General features: G+C 68.6%; 14 protein-coding genes. 5 read left to right on the top strand and 9 right to left on the bottom strand.

Annotated elements, in window-relative coordinates:
- Positions 1-45: 45 nt before the first annotated feature.
- Together ACFWF1_RS33070 and ACFWF1_RS33065 are read left to right on the top strand one after the other, a co-directional pair.
- Positions 46-516 carry a GAF domain-containing protein gene (locus tag ACFWF1_RS33070; RefSeq protein WP_379290611.1) on the top strand — a complete coding sequence of 157 codons (471 nt, stop codon included), beginning with the start codon at positions 46-48 and terminating at the stop codon, positions 514-516.
- 174 nt (positions 517-690) lie between these two features.
- Positions 691-1,584, top strand: a complete 894-nt coding sequence (locus ACFWF1_RS33065) for a class I SAM-dependent methyltransferase (protein ID WP_379290613.1) — start codon at positions 691-693, stop codon at positions 1,582-1,584.
- Positions 1,585-1,635: 51 nt separating this feature from the next.
- Here the strand turns inward: ACFWF1_RS33065 and ACFWF1_RS33060 are convergent, their stop codons facing one another.
- Positions 1,636-2,301 (bottom strand): maleylpyruvate isomerase family mycothiol-dependent enzyme, encoded by a 666-nt coding sequence (locus tag ACFWF1_RS33060; RefSeq protein ID WP_379290615.1) that lies wholly within the window; start codon positions 2,299-2,301, stop codon positions 1,636-1,638.
- A 67-nt stretch (positions 2,302-2,368) separates the two neighbouring features.
- On the opposite strand from ACFWF1_RS33060, the gene ACFWF1_RS33055 reads away from it, so the two are divergent.
- On the top strand, positions 2,369-3,283 hold the full coding sequence (locus ACFWF1_RS33055; protein ID WP_379290617.1) for a MerR family transcriptional regulator: 915 nt from the start codon (positions 2,369-2,371) through the stop codon (positions 3,281-3,283).
- A gap of 70 nt (positions 3,284-3,353) precedes the next feature.
- Here the strand turns inward: ACFWF1_RS33055 and ACFWF1_RS33050 are convergent, their stop codons facing one another.
- The 8 genes from ACFWF1_RS33050 to ACFWF1_RS33015 all read right to left on the bottom strand — a co-directional run bounded on the left by ACFWF1_RS33050 (position 3,354) and on the right by ACFWF1_RS33015 (position 13,830).
- Positions 3,354-4,997 carry a hypothetical protein gene (locus ACFWF1_RS33050; protein WP_379290619.1) on the bottom strand — a complete coding sequence of 548 codons (1,644 nt, stop codon included), beginning with the start codon at positions 4,995-4,997 and terminating at the stop codon, positions 3,354-3,356.
- Positions 4,998-5,294: 297 nt separating this feature from the next.
- Positions 5,295-6,533, bottom strand: coding sequence for an acetyl-CoA acetyltransferase (locus ACFWF1_RS33045; RefSeq protein WP_379290621.1), 1,239 nt, complete (start codon positions 6,531-6,533; stop codon positions 5,295-5,297).
- A gap of 32 nt (positions 6,534-6,565) precedes the next feature.
- The gene (locus ACFWF1_RS33040) at positions 6,566-8,305 is read right to left on the bottom strand and encodes a class I adenylate-forming enzyme family protein (protein WP_379290623.1); all 1,740 of its coding nucleotides are present in this window, start codon (positions 8,303-8,305) and stop codon (positions 6,566-6,568) included.
- A gap of 9 nt (positions 8,306-8,314) precedes the next feature.
- Entirely contained in the window at positions 8,315-9,511 is a 1,197-nt protein-coding gene (locus tag ACFWF1_RS33035; protein ID WP_379290625.1) for a thiolase family protein, read from the bottom strand.
- Positions 9,504-10,493 carry an LLM class F420-dependent oxidoreductase gene (locus ACFWF1_RS33030; protein ID WP_379290627.1) on the bottom strand — a complete coding sequence of 330 codons (990 nt, stop codon included), beginning with the start codon at positions 10,491-10,493 and terminating at the stop codon, positions 9,504-9,506. The genes ACFWF1_RS33035 and ACFWF1_RS33030 overlap by 8 nt, the downstream gene beginning before the upstream one ends.
- Positions 10,490-11,950: a carotenoid oxygenase family protein gene (locus ACFWF1_RS33025; protein WP_379290629.1), complete on the bottom strand. Its 1,461-nt coding sequence runs from the start codon at positions 11,948-11,950 to the stop codon at positions 10,490-10,492. The genes ACFWF1_RS33030 and ACFWF1_RS33025 overlap by 4 nt, the downstream gene beginning before the upstream one ends.
- Before the next feature lie 80 nt (positions 11,951-12,030).
- Positions 12,031-12,978 carry a winged helix-turn-helix transcriptional regulator gene (locus tag ACFWF1_RS33020; RefSeq protein WP_379290631.1) on the bottom strand — a complete coding sequence of 316 codons (948 nt, stop codon included), beginning with the start codon at positions 12,976-12,978 and terminating at the stop codon, positions 12,031-12,033.
- Positions 12,979-13,041: 63 nt separating this feature from the next.
- Positions 13,042-13,830: a glutamate racemase gene (locus tag ACFWF1_RS33015; protein WP_379290633.1), complete on the bottom strand. Its 789-nt coding sequence runs from the start codon at positions 13,828-13,830 to the stop codon at positions 13,042-13,044.
- 60 nt (positions 13,831-13,890) lie between these two features.
- Between ACFWF1_RS33015 and ACFWF1_RS33010 the strand changes: the two genes are divergently transcribed.
- Together ACFWF1_RS33010 and ACFWF1_RS33005 are read left to right on the top strand one after the other, a co-directional pair.
- Entirely contained in the window at positions 13,891-14,556 is a 666-nt protein-coding gene (locus ACFWF1_RS33010) for a class I SAM-dependent methyltransferase (protein ID WP_379290635.1), read from the top strand.
- A 283-nt stretch (positions 14,557-14,839) separates the two neighbouring features.
- The gene (locus ACFWF1_RS33005) at positions 14,840-15,961 is read left to right on the top strand and encodes an epoxide hydrolase family protein (protein WP_379290637.1); all 1,122 of its coding nucleotides are present in this window, start codon (positions 14,840-14,842) and stop codon (positions 15,959-15,961) included.
- Positions 15,962-16,273: the final 312 nt, after the last annotated feature.

Here is a 16,273-nt window from a genome sequence, read left to right as displayed (position 1 = left end):
CGAGGAGAGTGAGACGACTTGTCCCGTCTTGCCAGGAGAGGTCCCATGTCCGATAGCAGTGCGCAGTTCCGGCCGATCGAATCGCTGCTCGAACAGACGGCGGCCGAGCTCGGGGTGCGGTCGGTCCTGGTCATGCGGTCGACGCCCACGCATATGGCGGTCGAGGCGACGGCCGGTGCCGCCGAGGTGCACTACACGGTAGGCGCCGAGGGCAAGAAGGGCGCGGCCTTCGCGGACGCGCAGGAGCTGTACTGCGAGCGGGTGGTCGACAACGACACCGAGCTGTTCGTGCGCGACTCGCGCGCGGATCCGGCCTTCGCGGGCAACGAGGACGAGGTGGAGTTCGGGCTGGTCAACTACCTCGGGCTGGCCGTGCACAATCCGGACGGCAGCGTCTACGGCACCGTCTGCGTGCTCGACGACCAGGCGCGCGACTACACCGCCGAGGAGCGGGCGCGTCTTGCGGAACTGCGTGCGGCGGCCGAACAGGCCCTTGCCGCCGAGCCGCGCCCCTGATCGCGCCCTGACCGGGCGTTCTGCACGGTTCGCCGCCAAGTCGTAGGATCAATTTCGGTTACCGCTCTACCCCTTCCGACAGCAACGTAATTGCCACGTCGGCAAGCGGTTCGCGTGCTTCTCTACCGGGACTGCTTGTCGCACAGGTCATTCAAAGACTTCGAGGAGAGCAGCATGCGTACTGAAGGTGATACCTGGGACATCGTCAGCAGCGTCGGGATGACCGCGCTGTTCGTCGCGGCCGTCCGGGCGGTCGAGTCGAAACAGCCCGACGCCCTGGTCCACGACGAATTCGCCGCGTTGTTCGTCGCGGCGTCCGGCGATCCGTACTCCAACCAGCTGATCAACGATCAGGGACTGTGGGCGGACAGTCCGCTCGGCACCGGATTCATGGGCCTGCGCAGCAAGTTCTTCGACAACCTGTTCCTCGCCGCGGCCGAGGCCGGAGTGCGGCAGGCGGTGATCGTGGCCGCCGGGCTGGACGCCCGCGCCTATCGCCTGGACTGGCCGCCGGACATGGTCGTCTACGAGATCGACCAGCCCAAGGTGCTGGAGTTCAAGCGGCAGGTCCTCGCCGACGCGGGCGCCGCACCCAAGGCCGACCGTCGGGAGGTGGCCGTCGACCTGCGGGAGAACTGGCCCGCCGCGCTCATCGAGGAGGGCTTCGATCCGGCCGTGCCCACGGTGTGGTCGGCCGAGGGCCTGCTCGGGTATCTACCGGGAGCCGCACAGGACGCGCTGTTCGCCCGGATAGATCAGCTTTCCGCGCCCGGCAGCAGCCTGGCCTGCGACGTCTTCGACGCCGACCTGGACTTCCAGCAATTCGCCGACCTCCAGGCGGAGCAACTGCGCGATACACCCTTCGGAAAGATAGATTTCATGGACCTGGTCTACACCGACGATCGCTCGGACCCGGCCGAGTGGCTGACGAATCAAGGCTGGACCACGACCGGCGCGCGACCCGAGGAATTGGCCGAGCGTTACGACCGGCCGCTTACCGCAGCGCTCGAGCCGATGGCCCAAATGTTCAACCGCATGAGGTATTTGAGCGCCGCCAAGCCCGCCTGATTACCTACCTGCTTTTGTGGGGCCGCCGCCGATCGATGGCGGCCCCATTGTTCAGGCCTGGTTCGCGATCAGGGTGGCGGCGAGGGTGATCGCGCCGGGACCGGTCAGCAGCGACGACGCCGCGGTACGGCCCGTCGCGAGCAAGAGCAACGCGCCCGCGCTGCCCTCGACGAGCAGGCCGTCGCCGGCCGACCAGTCGATGTCGGTCGCGACGAGGCGATAGCCCGACAACCGGTCGTCGATGCCGAACCGGTCGCCGGTCGCCCACACCCGGTCCAGCGCGGATCGTGCTGGCACGGAAGGCATCTCGCGGGTGAGGCCGAGGGGTATCGCGATGTCTTGGACGTGCACGAGCACGTCCAGCAAACGATCGGTGGGGATCGTGCCGATCGGGAAGAACCGCGACGGCACGCTGGCGCGCAACTCCGCGTGCAACTGCCGGGTGCTGACGCTGTCGGCGTACCGAATCGCGGTGTCCCGCAACGCCCCGTGCACGCTGCCGCGGGCGCGCAGCAGGTTGACCAGGATCCAGCCGAGGTTCGCGCGCGTGCACAGCACCACATGCGCGACGACATCACGGACTCGCCAGTCGGCGCACAGAGAGTCGTGGTCCCAGTCGGACTCCGGGCGGTCGGCGAGCAGGTCGGCCATCCGCTGGCGCTCGGCGGCCACCGCGTGCCAGATCTGCTCGGCCGTCATGGATTCGATGTGGTTCATAGCTCGACCCTCTCACTCGACGTTCCACTACCGTAAGAACTCCACCCGAGTGGAGGTGCAAGCTACTGTGACCGAGGACACACTGCGCGGTGTGGTGAGCATCGGCGAGCTGGCGCGCCGGACCGGCGTGCCCGTCCGGACGATCCGGTTCTACTGCGACAGCGGGATTCTGGAGTGTCACCGGACCGGCCGCGGTCATCGGGTGTTCGACACCGCCGCGGCCGACCGGCTGCTGCTGGTGCGCCGCTTGCGTGCCATGGGTTTGCCGCTGCCCTCGATCGAGCGAGTGCTGGACGGTAGCGAGACGATCAGCGAGGCCGCCGCGGCCGAACGCACCGCGCTCGATGCCGAGCTGGCGGCGCTGCGGTGGCGGCGCGCGGCCCTGATAGCCATCGAGGACGCACCGCCCGAGGAACGAGCCGGGCGGCTGGAATTACTTGCCGCGGTGCACGACCGGGGCGTGGTGATCGAGAGCATCGTCGCGTTCTGGCGGCCCATCCTGGTGCCGCTGCCGCGGAAGGAATTCGATTCGTTCATCGATATGAATGTGCCGCCGCTGCCGCGCGAACCAGAGCCCGCTCAGGTGGTCGCCTATGCCGAGCTCACCACCCTCACCACCGACCCGCACGTCAAAACGGCTATGACACATCAGATTTGGCGATCGGATGGGGACCGGATCAGTGACCGGCTACAGTTCGTGACCTCGGTCGCCGACGCGTTCGAGGGCGCGGCCCCACTCGTCGCCGCCCACGAAATCCCGCATCCCGGACCGGAACTGGACCAGTACGTGCACGCCCACGCGGCGGCCAGGCACAAACGGGACACCCCTCGATTCCGACGCGAGCTGCTGACCACCGGCACCACAGACACCGATCCCCAGCTGCAGCGCTTCTGGCGGCTCACGGCCGACATCACCGGTACGGAGACAACCGTCGGGGCCGTGCACTACTGGCTGCTGGACGCGCTGCGCCAGACAGTCTGAAGCCGCTCCCGGCCCGATGATCCGGGCAAACACGAAGCGGCCGAAGACTTTATGGAGTTTTACGGTTCAGCTAGCGGTCGCGGCCTGCTGCCGGAGTGGACGTCTTCCTGCTCGTCCGGGCGCGGCGGCGGGCGGCCTGCAGTTCGGCGAGTTCCTGTTCGAGGATCTCGGCGATGCGGAATTGGCCGGTGTCGTGGATCTCCGGGGTGGCCGGAGCCTCCTTGGCCGCCTTGGGATCGGCTGGGGTGGCGGCCTTTTCGTCGGCCGCGGCGGGCTGCCGCTTGATGGCGGCGGTGGTGGCGGTCGCTGCGGCAGTTGCGGACGGGCGGTCCGCCGACGCCACGGCGGCCTTGTCCGGGGCGGGCGCGGCAGGCTTGCTCGGCTTGGCCGGGGCAGGCTGCTGCGCGGCGATCTTGGTCGGCGTGGTCGGCTTCGGGGCCGCCGGGGTGACCGGCTTGGTCGGCGCGCTGGCGCCGTTCACCGGGGTGATCGGCTTGCCGGCGATCCCGTTGTGCTTCTCGCCGTTCACCGGCTTGCTCGGCACGACCGGCTCGTCCGCCCGGACCGGCTTGGAAGTACCGGGAGCGGTGCCGTTTTCGGACTTCGTCACCTGCGGGTTCTCCGCAGTGATGTCGGCGAGGTCGCTGCCGAGCGTCGCTGCGGCCACCACCTTCGCCGACGGCGCCGGGGCAGCCGAGCGGAAGGCGGACCGGGTCGGCGCGGGCGGCTCGGGGGCCTTGTCGTCCTCGTCGGCGAGCACGACGGTCGGTGCGTCCTCGATCTCGGGATCCACGATGCTGGCCGGTGCCGCGTTCAATTCCGCGAGCGGATCCGGTTCCGCCTCGACGGTCAGCTCGGCGAACGAGTTGGCCGCCCGCATGTCCGCCGAGCGTCGCATCCGGTAGCTGGCGAGCGTGGGCAGGGTGCGCCGGATCTGCTCGGCCGGGTCGGGCAGATCCCGGACCTGGTCGGTGGCGCGGTGGATGGCGAGGCCGTAGCGGGCGCTGGCGGCGTCGTGGATGAGCAGCGAGACGCCGATCATCACCGGCGCGACGGCGTGCACCGCGGCGTCGTACCAGTGCTCCGCGCGCAGGTACGGGTACGTGTTGAGGGTGACGGTCAGCCCGAGCAGCGCGACCTCGGCGGCGACGACCTGCTTGCGGTTGTCGACGACACCCCACTCGGCCACCTTGTTGGTGCCGATCATGATGATGATCAGGCAGACGCTGATCATGCCTTCCAGCAGGTAGCTGAACCAGTACAGCGGGTCACCCGGGCCGCCGGGAGCGATGTTGTGCTGCACGTTGACCGCGGACCACAGCATGCCCGCTGCGACGACACCGGCCAGCGCGCGCAGTGACCAGGCGCGGTGCCGATATAGGGAGGCCAGTTTGGCATGCGGGCTCGACTCGCGGCGCTGTGCGGCAATTGCCTTGCGGGCCACCAGGAGATCTCGCATGTCGGCCTTCTCGATCGCTTCGGTGGTCTGCCTGGCGCGGTCGGCCGCTCCCGCGGCGGCTTGAGCCTCTTTCCAGCGTTGACCACGGTCTTGCCCGCGAATCTTCTCGGCGAGCTCGCGTTCGGCCAGCAGCTCATCCTCGGAGAGCGCTTCGGTCAACGCGGGATCGAATTGGTATGCCAGCCGGCCACGGGCCTTCTCGACCCGCCGCGCCAGCTGTGTGACCTCGTCCTCAATGGGATGCTGGATGGTCATTTCGGCTCCAAGAGGAGATTCGATGGCAGACAAGTGATCACGCGTGGGAAGGCTACATCGCATTTGCCGTCGACGCACCGTTGCCAGCGAAAACCGTCGATTTGCCGGGCGAATGCGGCGTGCCGCGACCGCGTTTCCTGGATGATCATAGAACAGGCACGACGATTCGCAACCGCAAAGTTGCGGACGATCGATCGCCGCGGATGCTCGCGGGACGCTGTGCGGCGTCGGTCACCGCACGCCGAGTGTCCTTGCACCGTGGGCGAATACGGCGCGATCAGGAACGACACGGCTTCACTATGACCGTTTCGTCTGACTCTGCACGATGAAACTCGCTGCGGTCGTGGCGCTCCCGCCGATGTTGAGGGTGGCGAACCGGTGCGCATCCGGCACTTGGTACGCTCCTGCATTCCCGGTGACCTGTTTGTAGGCATCGAGTACCATTCGTACACCAGTCGCACCAACAGGATGACCACCACCGATCAATCCGCCGCCGGGGTTGACCGGCAATCGGCCGTCACGCGCTATATCGCCGCCCTCCACGGCTTTCCAGCTCTCGCCGGGACCGGTGATGCCCAGATGGTCTATCGCCATGTACTCGGACATGGCGAAACAGTCGTGCACCTCGATGCCGTCGAGCGCGTCGATATCGGGCAAACCGGCCCGGCGCAGCGCGTCGAGCATCGTCTGGCGCACATGGGGAAACACGTACGGCTCGTCGGCCGAGACGCTCAGCTTCTGCGCCAAGGACAGACCCGCGGTGCGATGACCCCAGCCGCTGACCACCGCGCGGTTGCCGGGCCGTAAGTCGGTGCGCCGCGCCAAGAATCGATCCGACACCAGGATCACGGCTACAGCGCCGTCGGTCATCTGACTGCAATCCTGGCGGCGCAGGCGACCCGCTACCGGCGGGTTCGCGGTGTCGTCGGTGCCGAAGCTGTCCGGGGTGAAGGTCCAATTCCGGGTCTGCGCAAGCGGGTTGGTGCGGGCATTGGTGATGTTGAGTTCGCTGATCGCGCGCAGGTGGGCGTCGTCGAGGCCGTAGCGCCGGTCGTATTCGTCGGCGAGTTCAGCGAACATGGTGGGCCACACGAACTTCGTGTCCCGCGCCTCGTGGCCGACCCAGGCGGCGGCACCGAGATATTCGGCGGCTTCGTCACCGGGGACAGTCTTTTCCAGCTCCGCGCCGATCACCAGCGCACAGTCGTAGCGACCCGATTCCAGGTCGGCCATCGCGGCGAGCAGCGCCATACTGCCGGAGGCACAGGCGGCTTCGTGCCTACTGGCCGGGATGCCCCACAGCTCCGGGATGACGGTGGCGGGCATGCCGCCGAGCTGGCCCTGGCCGGTGAACAACTGGCCGAACGCATTTCCGACGTGGATCACGTCGATCTCGGTTGGCGCGATAGTGGTCGCCGTGAGCGCCGCACCGACCACCTCCCCGATGAGCGCGTCGAATCCCTTTCCGGCACGGTGCCAGTTGACCGCGAAATCGGATTGGCTGCCGCCGAGTAGGTGAATGGCGCTGGTGGACATGGAGACTCCTGTAAGTCGTGGATAGGCGGCGATCAGGCCGGGTCAGCTATGAGCGTCGACCGCAGCTCGCGGCGCAACAGCTTGCCGACCGGGTTGCGGGGCAGCGTTTCGACGAGCTCCAGGCGTTCCGGCAACTTGAACGACGCCACCTCGCGGGCCCGCAGATGCTCGACCAGGCCGTCCAAGGTGACCGTCGCGCCGCGCGCGGAAACGACGAAGGCACAGCACTTTTCGCCGAGCACGGGGTCCGGGTAACCGACCACGGCCACATCGGCGACACCGGGCGCGTCGGCGAGCAACCCCTCGATCTCGGCCGGAGCGATGTTCATGCCGCCGCGGATGATGATCTCCTTGATCCGGTCGACGAAACGCAGATACCGGCCGTCCACCCCGCACAGCTCGAATACGTCTCCGCTGCACAGAAACCCGTCGTCGTCGAACGGTTCGGTCGTTGCGGTGCCGGGCAGATAACCGCCGAACACGGCCGGGCCCGCGAGCCGGAGTTCGCCGATGCCACCGACTTCGGTGACCGTCGCGCCCGTGCTGACGTCGACGAGTTTGACCCGCGTGCTCTCGGCGAGCCGGGTGGCCCAGCGGACACCGGGCGCGCCGTAGTGCGGCAGGTATTGCGCTCGCATGATCGGATCGGGGAAGTCGATGGGCGCACCGAGCAGGGACACGCCTTCGTTGGAGCCGAAGAAGTTCAGCACCTCGATGCCGAGCTCCTCCTGCCAGCCGCGAACGACGCTGGGTGGCAACGGCGCTCCGCCGGAACCAACCCGTTGCAGCGAGGACAGGTCGGCCGACGCGCGCAAGGCTTCGTTGTGCAGCAGCATCGTCAGCAGCGCGGGCGGCATGCTGGTGTGCGTCACCCGGTGTCGCGCGATCTGGCCGAGGAACACCGGCAGATCCAGGGGTTGGTGCTGCACCAGGTGACCGCCGGTGATCAGCCACGGCAGGAACGATGCGGCGAAGCCCGCCATGTTGACCATCGGAAAGGGGTTGAGCAGCACCGACTCCGGGGTGAGGTGCAGTCCGTCCTGTACGCCCCAGGCCATGGCGAGCCAGTCGCCGTGGCAGCGTGGGATGCCCTTGGGCGCGGCCTCGGTTCCGCTGGTCCAGCAGATGGTGACCCGGTCGTTCACCGAAACCGTCAGTCCACGAACGTAAAAGCGCAGCCGCTCCCGGTCGGCGGTATCCACCGGCTGGTCCAGTGTGATCGCGTTGTCCGGCACGGCGGGGCCGAACGCGAAGACGGTGCGTGCGTCGCCCGCCACTTCCAGTGCCTCGCGGGCGAGTTCGCGTCTTGACAGCTCGCCCGCGGTGATGATGGCCGTCGCGGCGGCCGCGGCGACGATGCCGGACAGTTCATGGCGGCGGTAGGAGGCGGGCATGGGGGTCGCGACCGCGCCGAGTCGCCACAGCGCGAAGTAGGTGGCGGTCAACGCGATCGAGTTGGGCAGCAGGACCGCGACGGTATCGCCCTGCCGGATTCCGTTGCGGTACAGCACGGCCGCGAGATCGATGGTGTGCTCGTCGAGTTCGCGCCAGGACAACGTTCGCGGCTGTGCTCCGGTCAACGCGGTGAGGTTGGCCGGATCGGTGACGGCGGGCGCGTCCGGCGCCATGTCGATGCGGCGCTGAAACAGTTCCGGCAGCGTATCCGGTTGCCACCAACCACGATCGAGGTATTCACGTACCGTCTCCTCGGGGTGGCAGGTGGGTACCGACGCGCCGGGATCGGTGGCGGCGGTGATCAGAGACTCGGCCATGGTGTTCCTTCAATTCAGACGCCGCAGCACGACCGCGGCGCCCAGCCCGAGGGCCGCGGGAATGGTGACCAGCGCGTGTTCGCCGCCCGTGCGCGTGAGTGCGTCGAGCGCTTGGACGATGAGGTTGCCGCCGGTCGCACCGAGTGGGTGTCCGACCGCGAGTGCGCCGCCGGTGGGATTGACCAGCGCTGGGTCGAGGCCGAGTTCTCTGGTGAGCAGAAGCGGTGTGACAGCGAAGGATTCGTTGGCTTCCACTACGTGCAGGTCGGCAGCGGTCAGGCCCGCTCGGCTGAGCGCGAGCCGTGCGGCGGCGGCCGGGGCGGTCAGCAGTGGCGAGCGCACGGCGGTCTGTGCGGTGCCGACGATCCTGGCTATCGGCGGGCGGCCGAGTGCTTGTGTCGCGCGGCGGTTTCCGACGACCAGGGCGGAGGCGCCGTCGGCGAGTTGTGGTGCGGTGGCGATCGTGTGCAGGCCGTCCGCCGGGCGCGGTGATCCGGGTAGGCGGCGGGCCACCCGCTCCCATGCGGGGTCGTCGCCGAACAGGGCAGGTAGTGCGGCGAAGGCATCGATGTCGGCGTCGGCGCGGGCGCCCTCGTCCGCGTCGAGCAGTACGGTGCCGCCCTTGCGGACCGGCACCACGGAGCCGGAACTCGGTGCGGCGGTGGCCCTCTGGTGTGACTGGACGGCGTAGGCGTCGAGTTCGGCGCGGGTGAGGCCGTAGCTGGCGGCGGTGAGGTCGGCGGAGACGCCGATCGTCACGAACCCGGTGCGTTCGCCGAGGTCGGTGTCCGTGGCGATGGCGGGTCGATCCGACAGCATCGGCACCCGCGACATCGATTCGACGCCGCCGGCGACGATCACGTCGGCATAGCCCGCGGCGACCCGGGCCGCGGCGCTCTCGACCGCGTCGAGCCCGGAGCAACACAGTCGGGACACCACGCCGCCCGGCACCCGGTCCGGCCAACCCGCCCACAGCGCCGCCGCGCGGGCGAGATTCCCACCCTGCTCCCCCACCGTCGTGTTGATACCGACCACCATGTCGTCGACGGAATCCGGACTGAGCGAGCGGCTTTCGAGTGCGGTGAGCAACTGTCCGAACAGCTCGTAGGGTGGCATCTCGGCGAGCGTGCCGCCTGCCTTGCGGACTCGTGCGCGGGGTAGCCGGATCGCGTCGTAGAGGTAGGCGTCGGGTAGCGCGTCAGGCATGGTCGATCCTCGCGAGGGTCTCGAGCGTGTGGTGGCCCGATGGGTCCTCGGCCGAAGTGGCGGGCACGACGACGATTTCGTCGGCGCCCGCGCTGCGATACGCGTCGAGTCGGTGGCGCAGGGTGGTGTCGTCGCCGAACATGCCTACGGCCGCTGGCAATTCGTCAGGCACGCCCGCCAGGATGTCGCGCGGATGTGCGCCGCTGTGCGCGAGACGCACGATCTCGCCGAAGCCTGCCTCCTCGAACATGGCGTCGTAGCCCGGTGCACGCAGGTAACCCACGACGCCGCGGCGGACCGTGGCGAGGATGTCGGCTGTCGGACTTGCGGCGGCAGTGACCCATACCGAGATCGCGGGACTCGGTACGCCTGCTGCGGCCGCGGCCTCGCGCACCAACTCGGCGCATCGCGAAACCTGTTCTGGAGTTACCAGATTGAGCACTACACGGTCAGCGGCGCGGGCGGCGGCGGCCAAGGCGCGGGCACCGAAGGCGGCCACGGTGATCGATGAGCGCGGTGGCGCGAGACGAAGCCGATAACCTTTGGTTCGCTCCACCTCCCCCGCGAAATCGACCTTGTCGCCTGCGAGCAGCCCGCGCAAGATGCGCGCGGATTCCTCTAGATGCGTTGCGGTGTGGCGTCTTTCGCGCCCATGCCAGCCGCTCACCACGACCGTGCTCGAGCTGCCGATGGCGACGTCGACCGTCCGACCGGTGAGCGCCGCGACGCTCGCTACACCCATCGCGATGGTGGCCGGGCTGCGCACATCGACGGCAAACGGTCCGAGGCACAGCGGAATCCGGCCGGGCGCCAGCCCGATCGCGGTGGCCAGCGCGAAGGCGTCGAAGGTCGCCATCTCGCCGAGCCACAGCCGGTGATAGCCGAGCTTTTCGGCCGCTTCGGCGACGGCGAGGGCGTCCAACGGATCGCGGTCCTGCCAATACGGCAGGCTCACGCTCAGTCGGCGGTCGGCGGCGCTCACTCGGCCGGCGACGCGGCCGCGCGCATCCGCTCGCCGCTGACCCAGGTGGCGTGGAAACCGAGCGGCACGCGGGTCGGCAGGCCGAGGCGGCAGACCGGACCGGCGGCCAGGTCGGCGGCGTCGTAGATCCAGACCTCGGACAGCTGGGTGTGGCTGTTGAACGCGAACATCGTCAGCCAGGCGTCGTCCTCGTCGCGCGCGTCCGGGCGCGGGACCACGGTGAGTTCGCTGCCGAAGCAGCCGTCGCCGAACGGCTGGGTCTGCTTGGCGCCGGTGCGCAGGTCGTACTTGATCACCGCGTCGAAAAGCATTGTGCTGTCTACCGATAGCCGCATCTGATAGGACCAGCGGCCGCGCCGGCCGGTGCGGCCTTGATCGATCGCCGGGAATTCGGTGTTGACGTCGTCCATCGGTTCCTCGATGGTCGCGCCGGTGCGCAGGTTGAAGCGGTACCGGTGCAGTTTCGCCTCGGGGCGCAGGTAGGCCAGCAGTTGGGCGAGCGGGTTAGCGCGGTCGGAGACCGGGCTCGGCTTGGACACGCGGCAGACCACCATGACGATCTCGTCGCCGTCCTCCCACGAGTTGACCGTGTGATAGATGTAGCCGGGCGCGGCCTCGAACCAGCGCACCTGGGTGCCGTCGCCGCGCCGGGGCAGCACCGCGAAACGGCTCGGCAGCGTGCGATCGAAGAACAGCTTGAACCGGCCCGCCGCGGCGGCCCTCGGGTCGTTGTACAGCGGCAGATCCATCAGGATCGAGTAGTTCTCGGTGATCGCCATGTCGTGCGGCAACCGCGGGCCGGGCAGCTCGAGGCCGGTGTAGTGGGTGACCGTGCCGGACGGGTCGGCGATGCCGTAGCGCAGGTACGGCGCGTGGATGCCGTAGTCGAAGAAGATGAATTCCTCGGTGCGCTCGTCGACCTTGGCGTGCGCGGAGATCTCGCCGGGCAGCGTGCCGCCGAAGGTGTCGACGCCGCGGGTCTCCAGGCTGATCGGGTCCAGCGCATAGGGTTTGCCCGCGCGATACCACAGCGACAGCAGGTTGCCGTGATGGAAGACGACGTCGGTGTTGGCGGAGTTGCGTTCCCGGCGGTCGCCCGGCGGGTTGTCGTCCCACGGCTCGATCACGCCGCGCCACAACGCGGTTCCGGCGGCGCGCTCGGCCTCGAACTCGGTGGTGCGGATGTAGCGGTTGCGGTAGGTGGCCTTGCCGTTCTCGAAATGCACCGCGTGCAACATGCCGTCGCCGTCGAACCAGTGGTAGCGGCCGATCGGGGCGAACTGCGGGTTGGGGCCGTTGCGGACGTAGACGCCGTCGAGGTCGGCGGGGAGTTCGCCGTGCAGGACGGCGAGGTCGGTCGCGGTGATCTCGTCGGCGGTGGGCGCGTACATGCCTTCCAGATACGGGTTGGTCAGCGCTTGCGCGGCCGGTGCGATGAGTTCTTCGTTGAGCGTCATGAGTTGCCTGCCCCTTCACTACAGTTATTGAAGTGATACGCGTCTCAATGAAGGGTGTCAAGAGGTGCTGGTCGGGCGGCTCAGGCGAGACGGTCCAGGACGGCCTGCGCGACCGGTTCGAAGCGGACGGCCGTGCGGTCGAGCCGGGCGTCGCAGCCGCGGCAGCGCAGCGCGGGCACCAGGTCCGCGCCGCAGTCGCGATGGCGGATACGCAGGCCTGGTTCGGGTGCGCCGGGGTGCGCGAGTGCGGACCAGGCGAGCAGGAACGCGTAGATCGCGAACAGGGCGCGGCCACGCGGGGTCAGGCGGTATTCGCGGCCGGCGCCTTCGCCGGATCGGCGCAGGATCTCGGCGTCGCACAGGCTGGACAGTCGCTCGGTCAAGGTCGTGGGCGACATGTTCATGGCGGTACGGAACGCGCTGAATCGGCGGATGCCTGCCAGTGCGAGGCCGGTTACCGTGGCGCTCCAGCGGTCGCCGATCGCCGCCATGACCTCGTCGAATTGCATGTCGGTTCGGGCCGAGACAGGAGCGCGGGCGCGACGGCGGCCGCTGGAAGTGAAGCGCCCCAACGCATCATCGCCTAGGTCGACATCGGTGTCGCGTGGGGTCACCGTGCGGCCGCAGCCTCGGCACATCAGTACCGGCGGGCCGCGGTGTCCGCAAGCGCCGTGCACCAGGTCGGGATGCAAGGCGCCCTCGGCGGTCCACTCGCGCTGCCAGCTCCAGACGGAGACGAGGATCTCCCAGGTGGCCAGGCCCAGGTCGGTGAGCAGGTAGTCGAAGCGGTCCGGGGACGCCGCCTGCGGGGTGCGGACGAAGACGCCTGCGTCGACCAAGGCGGTGAGTCGGGCGGTGAGTACGGCGGGTGGGGCGCCGGTGCGTTCGATCCACTGGTTGAAGCGGCGGGTGTGGTTGACGAAGGCGTGGCGCAGGATGGTCAGCGTCAGGCGGTCGCCGAGCAGGTCGAAGGTGGCTGCGACGGGATGCCGGGCTGGTTGCCCTGGGTCGATCGGCTCAGCTGCCATCTGTGCACACCTCCTCGCCTTGTTGCACTTCATTAACTGTAGTCGATTCGGCCTCGTGAGTGCTCAAGGAATCACGACGGACTCCAGTTCGAGGTCGATCTCGAGGCGGGCGAGCATCTCCCGGAACTCGCTCGCCGGGTAGCGGTCGTTCTCGGTGACCAGGCCGAGGACGGTACCGCTACCCGGTACGGACAGCGGGCGAATCCGGTCGACCACGCCTTCGATGGGGTCGAACAGTCGCAGTTCCGGGCGGGCGCGCTCGAAATAGTCACGCAGCCAAGGCAAATGGGTGCTGGACAGTGTCACCGCGTCGATGCCGGGATGTGCTGCGAGCAGGGTCTTCAGGAACTCGCTGATCACCGTCGCACTGTGCTCACGGCGGAACAGGAAGTCGCCGCTCTCCACCAGTTCCACCAGTGGTGAGGCATTCACGGCGTGTACCCGGGTGCTCGCCGAGCCCGCTTCTGCTCGCAGAAACTCTTTCAGCTCAACACTTTCCACCAGCGAGCGCACGCCGAGCACCGCCACCTCGCCGGCGACCGCCAGCGCTTCCCGTATCGGTGGCCGCACTCCAAATATCGGGACCAGGCTGTGTAGATCGTCGAGGATGGTCACCGAGGGAGCGTTGGACGCCAGCAGGATTGCGCTCGGCTCGAATTCGGCGATGAACCGCACCGCGCGGTCGACCACCGTCAACAATTCGGTCCGATCCTTCGCGCCGTACGGAAAGCTGGCCCGGTCGGCGAGATAGACGATGTCACGGTCGGGCAGGCGCTGATGCAACAGTTCCACCGCCGAATAACTGCCGAGGCCCGCGTCGAAGACCGCGATCGGCTGCCGCAAAGAGGTCACCCGGTGATCATGCCCGGTGGCCGTCGTGCGGTCGCCGAGGGCGCCTGACAGACTCGGCGGGTGACCGATTCTCGTGATGCGGATGCGACCCGGCTGGCAACCGACTCGCTGAAGCAAGGTGATCCAACAGGCTGGTTCGAGCGGCTGTACGTGGCGGCCGCCGACGGCACGGCAGTGGTGCCGTGGGACGCGGGCGAACCGAACGAGCTGCTGGTCGACTGGCTCGAGCGGCATGAGCGGGCCAACGGTGGCATGCGGGCGATCGTGGTCGGCTGCGGGTTGGGGCGCGACGCCGAACACCTCGGCAAGTTGGGCTTCGCGACGACCGCGTTCGACGTCTCCGAAACCGCGATACGGACCGCCCGCGAACGTTTCCCGGACTCCCCGGTGAACTACGTCGTAGCCGATCTGCTCGAGCCACCCGCCGACTGGACGGGTGCGTTCGATGTGGTCGTCGAGTCGATCACCGTGCAGTCACTGCCGATCTCGTTGCGTGCCAAGGCGACTGCGAACGTCGCGCGGATGGTCGCACCCGGTGGCGAGCTGGTGGTCATCGCGGGTATTCGCGAGGAAGGTGCCGAGGTGGATGGACCACCCTGGCCACTCACCCGATCCGAAATCGACGCGTTCGCGCTCGACGACCTCCAGCCGATCCGCGTCGAGCAGGTGTCCCCCGCGGGACGGCCGGGCTTCACGCGGTGGCGGGCGGTGTTCCAGCGCGGCTGAACAGGTTTCGCTCGGACGAAACCCCGGAATCGGTCTGGCGGGTGCCGGCGCTTGGCGGGATCAGTCCGGCTGCTGTCGCGGGCCTGCATAGCCTCGGTGCCAGTGGCCCTCGCTGTGCTCGCGGCGTTCTCCCTGGCCGGACTCGTCCTCAGCCTGACCCGGCGCCCAGACGGCGAACCTGACCACACGCGTGGTCGCCAGCGGTGACGGTCCACACCTCCGAGCGGGTCACCGTGACCCACATCCGATCCGATAAACGCCTTATCGAGGAAGAGAGTCAGCTATGGCCGCCGAGCCATTCGAGGTCAGCATCACCGAAGCCGAGATCGCGGATCTGCGGGAACGGTTGCGACGGACACGGTGGCCCGAGCGCGAGCCGGTGGACGACTGGTCACAGGGGTTGCCGTTAGCGTATGCGCAGGAGCTTTGCCGCAGTTGGGCCGAGGACTACGACTTCGGATTTGCCGAGCGGCTCAACGTGTTCCCGCAGTACCGCGACACGATCGATGGGCTGGGCATCCACTTCCTGCACGTCCGCTCGCCCGAGCCGGACGCGTTCCCGCTGGTGCTCACGCACGGCTGGCCGGGTTCGGTGCTCGAGTTCCTGGAAATCTTGGGCCCGCTGACCGATCCGCGCGCGCACGGCGGGGACCCGGCGGACGCGTTCGACGTGGTCGCGCCGTCGTTGCCCGGGTACGGCTGGAGTGACAAGCCGTCGACGACCGGGTGGGGCGTCACTCGCACCGCGCGCGCCTGGGACACGTTGATGGTCTCGCTGGGTTACGAACGGTACGGCGCGCAGGGCGGGGACTGGGGTTCGGCGGTGTCCGGCGCGCTGGGTGAGGTGGCGCCCGAGCGGGTCGCCGGTGTGCACCTGAACCTGGGATCCGTGGCGGCGGGCAGATTCGACGACCCGACGCCGGCCGAGCTGGCAAACCTCCAGGCCGAGAAGGAGTTCCAGCGCACCGGCCGGGGGTACTCGGCGCTGCAGGCGACCCGGCCACAAACCCTCGGTTACGGCCTCACCGATTCCCCGGCGGGTCAGGCCGCCTGGATCGCCGAGAAGTTCTGGGCGTGGACCGACAACGACGGCCACCCCGAGGACGCGGTGTCGCGGCAGCAGATCCTCGACGAGATCTCGGTCTACTGGCTCACCGCATCGGCCACCTCCTCGGCGCGCCTGTACTGGGAGAGCTTCGCCAACTTCCGGGACAAGGTGTCCGCACCATCAGGGCTGTCGGTCTACCCGCGCGACATCACCCGCCCATCGCGGCGGGAGGCCGAGCTGCGGTTCACCGACCTGCGCTGGTTCGAGGAAATGCCGCATGGCGGCCACTTCGCCGCACTCGAGCAGCCGAAGTCGCTGGTCGAGCAGGTGCGCGGGTTCTTCCGCCTGTTCCGCTGACCGCCCGTGCCCCCTGGGAACCCCGCGCCCTGGGGACGGTCCCGTCCGTCCCTCGAAATCGCTCACTGGATCGGCGCGGTCGACGAAACCACGCGGAGCGCGCGATGCTAGCTCACGGCTGACTCCGCCCGGCCCCCATCTCCTGCCCGCGCGCACGTCCCACACCGCCGCGCACGAAATCGCCGACTGAATCGTGCGCGGCCGGCGGAACTGTGCGCAGCGCGCGATGCCAGCCCACGGTTGACTCCGCCCGGCCCCCATCTCCTGCCCGCGCGCACGTCCCACACCGCCGCGCACGAAATCGCCGACTGA

The organism is Nocardia sp. NPDC060255, from assembly GCF_042727395.1.
GTDB lineage: Bacteria > Actinomycetota > Actinomycetes > Mycobacteriales > Mycobacteriaceae > Nocardia.
The sequence above is the reverse complement of the archived record's forward strand: the minus strand, read 5'-3'. Positions and strand labels throughout refer to the sequence as shown.

Bases quoted from the DNA above. Each gene is read 5' to 3' on its own strand.
- ACFWF1_RS33070 (WP_379290611.1), top strand. From the start codon at position 46: ATGTCCGATAGCAGTGCGCAGTTCCGGCCGATCGAATCGCTGCTCGAA.
- ACFWF1_RS33065 (WP_379290613.1), top strand. From the start codon at position 691: ATGCGTACTGAAGGTGATACCTGGGACATCGTCAGCAGCGTCGGGATG.
- ACFWF1_RS33060 (WP_379290615.1), bottom strand. From the start codon at position 2,301: ATGAACCACATCGAATCCATGACGGCCGAGCAGATCTGGCACGCGGTG.
- ACFWF1_RS33050 (WP_379290619.1), bottom strand. From the start codon at position 4,997: ATGACCATCCAGCATCCCATTGAGGACGAGGTCACACAGCTGGCGCGG.
- ACFWF1_RS33045 (WP_379290621.1), bottom strand. From the start codon at position 6,533: ATGTCCACCAGCGCCATTCACCTACTCGGCGGCAGCCAATCCGATTTC.
- ACFWF1_RS33040 (WP_379290623.1), bottom strand. From the start codon at position 8,305: ATGGCCGAGTCTCTGATCACCGCCGCCACCGATCCCGGCGCGTCGGTA.
- ACFWF1_RS33035 (WP_379290625.1), bottom strand. From the start codon at position 9,511: ATGCCTGACGCGCTACCCGACGCCTACCTCTACGACGCGATCCGGCTA.
- ACFWF1_RS33025 (WP_379290629.1), bottom strand. From the start codon at position 11,950: ATGACGCTCAACGAAGAACTCATCGCACCGGCCGCGCAAGCGCTGACC.
- ACFWF1_RS33020 (WP_379290631.1), bottom strand. From the start codon at position 12,978: ATGGCAGCTGAGCCGATCGACCCAGGGCAACCAGCCCGGCATCCCGTC.
- ACFWF1_RS33005 (WP_379290637.1), top strand. From the start codon at position 14,840: ATGGCCGCCGAGCCATTCGAGGTCAGCATCACCGAAGCCGAGATCGCG.